Origin of the sequence: Vibrio sp. V42_P2S4T144 (assembly GCF_009904715.1) — a bacterium.
Classification (GTDB): Bacteria; Pseudomonadota; Gammaproteobacteria; order Enterobacterales; family Vibrionaceae; genus Vibrio; species Vibrio alginolyticus.
In genome coordinates, this window is sequence record NZ_WXWS01000434.1 from 1 (window position 1) to 3,384 (window position 3,384).

Sequence of the window (3,384 nt, forward strand, 5' to 3'; positions counted from 1 at the left end):
GCATTAATACTCTAACTATATAAATAGGTAAGTCACTTACCTCGGGAATGTGAAGTGGGTTTAATGGATATGTCTCGACAAATGATTAGCGTTTTGTTCGCTGCCTTAACGTTTTCTACGGCAGCTTTAGCTTCTGACATCAGCCAAACTGAATACGATGCGATCGCAGAACGCATCCAACCTGTCGGTGATGTTTATCTAGCGGGTTCTGAGCCAGTGAAAGAAGAGCCAACCGGTCCACGTGATGGCGCCACAGTTTATGGTACTTTTTGTATTGCTTGTCACGCATCTGGTGTAAACGGCGCACCTAAAACAGGTAATGCCGATGATTGGGCACCACGTATTGCACAAGGCAAAGATACGTTAGTGAAGCACGCATTAGAAGGCTTCAATGCGATGCCAGCCAAAGGAACCTGTATGGACTGTTCTGACGATGAAATCATCGCAGCAATTGACCACATGATTGAAGGTCTATAAGTAAAGACATCAACGAAAAAGGCTTGCCAGTTGGCAAGCCTTTTTGTTTTTAGTCAGTGAGAACAGGGTTACTTTACTTCTTAAACATTGCTCGAATATTGGCAATGTGTGCTTGACCTTTCGCCATACGCTCTTCTGCTGATACTGGCTTTTTGTTTACTTCCCATTCAACGTCATCAAATGGCAACTCATCCAAAAAGCGGCTTTGAGTCGGTTTGATCAACTCGCCGAACTGCCGACGCTCTTTGCACATAGTGAAAGTCAGTTCACGTTGCGCGCGAGTAATACCAACGTACATCAGGCGACGCTCTTCTTCCACGTTATCTTCATCAATACTGGTTTGGTGCGGTAAAATACCTTCTTCGGACCCAATTAAGTATACATATGGGAACTCAAGGCCTTTTGATGCGTGCAAGGTCATCAGTTGTACTGCATCACTGTCTTCATCTTCTTCACCGCGCTCCATCATGTCACGCAAGGTCAAACGTTGAACGACTTCTTTTAACGTTTTCTCTTCTTGATCGTAGTTGTCACCCTCTAGGTCCGCCACTATCCATGAATAAAGATCAGAAACGTTCTTCATTCGCATTTCAGCGGCTTTCGGACTTGCTGAAGTTTCGTATAGCCAATCTTCATAATGGATATCACGAACTAGCGAACGAACCGCTTCGACGGTATCACCACGCACAGCTTGATCAGCAATCGCCACTAGCCATTGGGTGAAACGACGCAGGTTTTCTAGGCCACGTCCCGTTAGGTGCTGTTCGAGCCCCATTTCAAAGCTCGACTCAAACAGGCTCTTCCCTCGCATATTGGCATAACTGCCTAACTTCTCTAACGTTACTGGGCCAATTTCACGTCGTGGAGTATTCACAATGCGCAAAAATGCATTGTCGTCATCCGGATTAACCAAAACGCGCAAATACGCCATGATGTCTTTAATCTCTGCGCGCGCAAAAAACGAGGTGCCGCCAGAAATTTTATACGGTACACGGTTTTGCATCAGAGACTTTTCAATCAAACGTGATTGGTGGTTACCACGGTATAGAATCGCATAATCTTTATATTCGGTACGGTTTAGGAACTTATGCGCAATTAGTTCACCCGTTACGCGCTCTGCTTCATGCTCTTCATTTTTAGCCAACAACACTTTGAGTTTTTCACCGTCAGGAATTTCAGAGAACAAGGACTTCTCATAGACGTGAGGGTTGTTAGCTATCAAAATGTTGGCCGCACGCAGGATTCGACTCGTTGAACGGTAGTTTTGCTCTAGCTTAATCAAACGCAAATTTGGATAATCTTCACCCAGCAACACGAGGTTCTGAGGTTTCGCACCACGCCATGAATAAATAGACTGATCGTCATCCCCTACAACCGTCAATCGCCCACGTTCTCCGACAATTAATTTGACCAGCTCATACTGACTCGTGTTGGTATCTTGATACTCGTCAACCAGTAGGTAACGGATACGATTCTGCCAACGCTGACGAACATCTTCATGATTACGTAAGAGTAAAACGGGCATCAAAATTAGGTCATCAAAATCGAGCGCGTTATAGGCTTTCATTTGCTTTTGGTACATATCAAAACAGAACGCAAACAATTGTTGCTGTTCACCTTGCGCACGCGCTTTGGCTTGCTCTGGCGTCAACATGTCGTTTTTCCAGTTGGAAATACAACTCAGAAGCTGACGTAGCAGATCTTTATCACCATCAAGCTGCTTTTCGGTAAGTTCTTTGAGCAGCGCTAGCTGGTCTTGGTCATCAAACAGTGAGAAGCCCGCTTTCAACCCTAAATGCTTGTACTCACGCTTGATGATGTTCAATCCTAAAGTGTGGAATGTTGATACCATCAAACCTTTAGACTCACCTTTCCCTAACGTTTGACCTACACGCTCCTTCATTTCACGTGCTGCTTTGTTGGTAAACGTCACCGCAGCAATGTTACGCGCTTTGTAACCACATTGCTGAACCAGATAAGCGATTTTATTGGTAATAACACGAGTTTTGCCCGAGCCAGCACCAGCTAGCACTAGGCATGGACCAGACACGTATTTCACGGCTTCATCTTGACTAGGGTTCAGCTTCATAGAAATTCTCTGCGGGTGATGAATGTGGCGCCTATGATAAAGGGGTGGCCTCGTGAAAGCTATGCTGATTTCTTGTAATTTTCACACCAATTAAGTGCAATATTCTGTTGCATAAATGGCGGGTATTTAAGCTATAATGAATGAACGTTCATTCACTAAAGGGTGACATTATGAAGGATAACCCTGCTGTAGATAAACGAGAACAAATCTTAGTCGCTGCTGAACAACTCATTGCTGAATCTGGCTTTCAAGGGCTTTCCATGCAAAAGCTCGCCAATGAGGCAGGTGTCGCAGCAGGGACGATTTACCGTTATTTCTCAGATAAAGAACATCTTTTAGAGGAACTACGCCTTAACGTTGCTAAGCGTGTTGCTACTGCGGTGCAACTAGGTGTTAGTGAAGAGATGCCTTTAAAACAGCGTTATCGAACCATGTGGCTCAATATTTGGAATCTAGCGAGCTCGAACTTAAGTGCGATCAGCAACCGAGTCCAATATGAATCTTTACCCTGTTCAAATAGTAGCAAAGCTCGGGAACTTGAGAGACAAATGTTTGCCCAAGTAGATCTTCTTTTTAATCAGGGTAAAGATGAGGGAGTATTCAAGCTTCTCGATAACGAAGTACTTTCTGGATTAAGTTTTGAGGCAAGTGTTGCACTTGCTCGGAAACACGCTTTGGGATTTTATCAACTGGATAAGACGGCATTAGAGGCCGCTATTGAAGCCAGTTGGGATGCAATTATTAAACACTAACTTGGAGTTCTTAATAGAATGAAAAAGTGGACTTTCTTTATGTTACTTATCGCCGTTCTCTTGTTC

General features: G+C 44.2%; 3 protein-coding genes. 2 read left to right on the forward strand and 1 reads right to left on the reverse strand.

From position 1 onward, the window contains the following. Nucleotides 1-63: 63 nt before the first annotated feature. Entirely contained in the window at nucleotides 64-477 is a 414-nt protein-coding gene (locus CAG68_RS14575) for a c-type cytochrome (RefSeq protein ID WP_005384252.1), read from the forward strand. 73 nt (nucleotides 478-550) lie between these two features. On the opposite strand, the gene rep is transcribed toward CAG68_RS14575, so the two are convergent. Continuing rightward, nucleotides 551-2,566 (reverse strand): DNA helicase Rep, encoded by a 2,016-nt coding sequence (rep, locus tag CAG68_RS14580; protein ID WP_149192273.1) that lies wholly within the window; start codon nucleotides 2,564-2,566, stop codon nucleotides 551-553. Nucleotides 2,567-2,736: 170 nt separating this feature from the next. On the opposite strand from rep, the gene CAG68_RS14585 reads away from it, so the two are divergent. Then, nucleotides 2,737-3,318: a TetR/AcrR family transcriptional regulator gene (locus CAG68_RS14585; RefSeq protein ID WP_005384254.1), complete on the forward strand. Its 582-nt coding sequence runs from the start codon at nucleotides 2,737-2,739 to the stop codon at nucleotides 3,316-3,318. The last annotated feature ends 66 nt before the right edge of the window (nucleotides 3,319-3,384 follow it).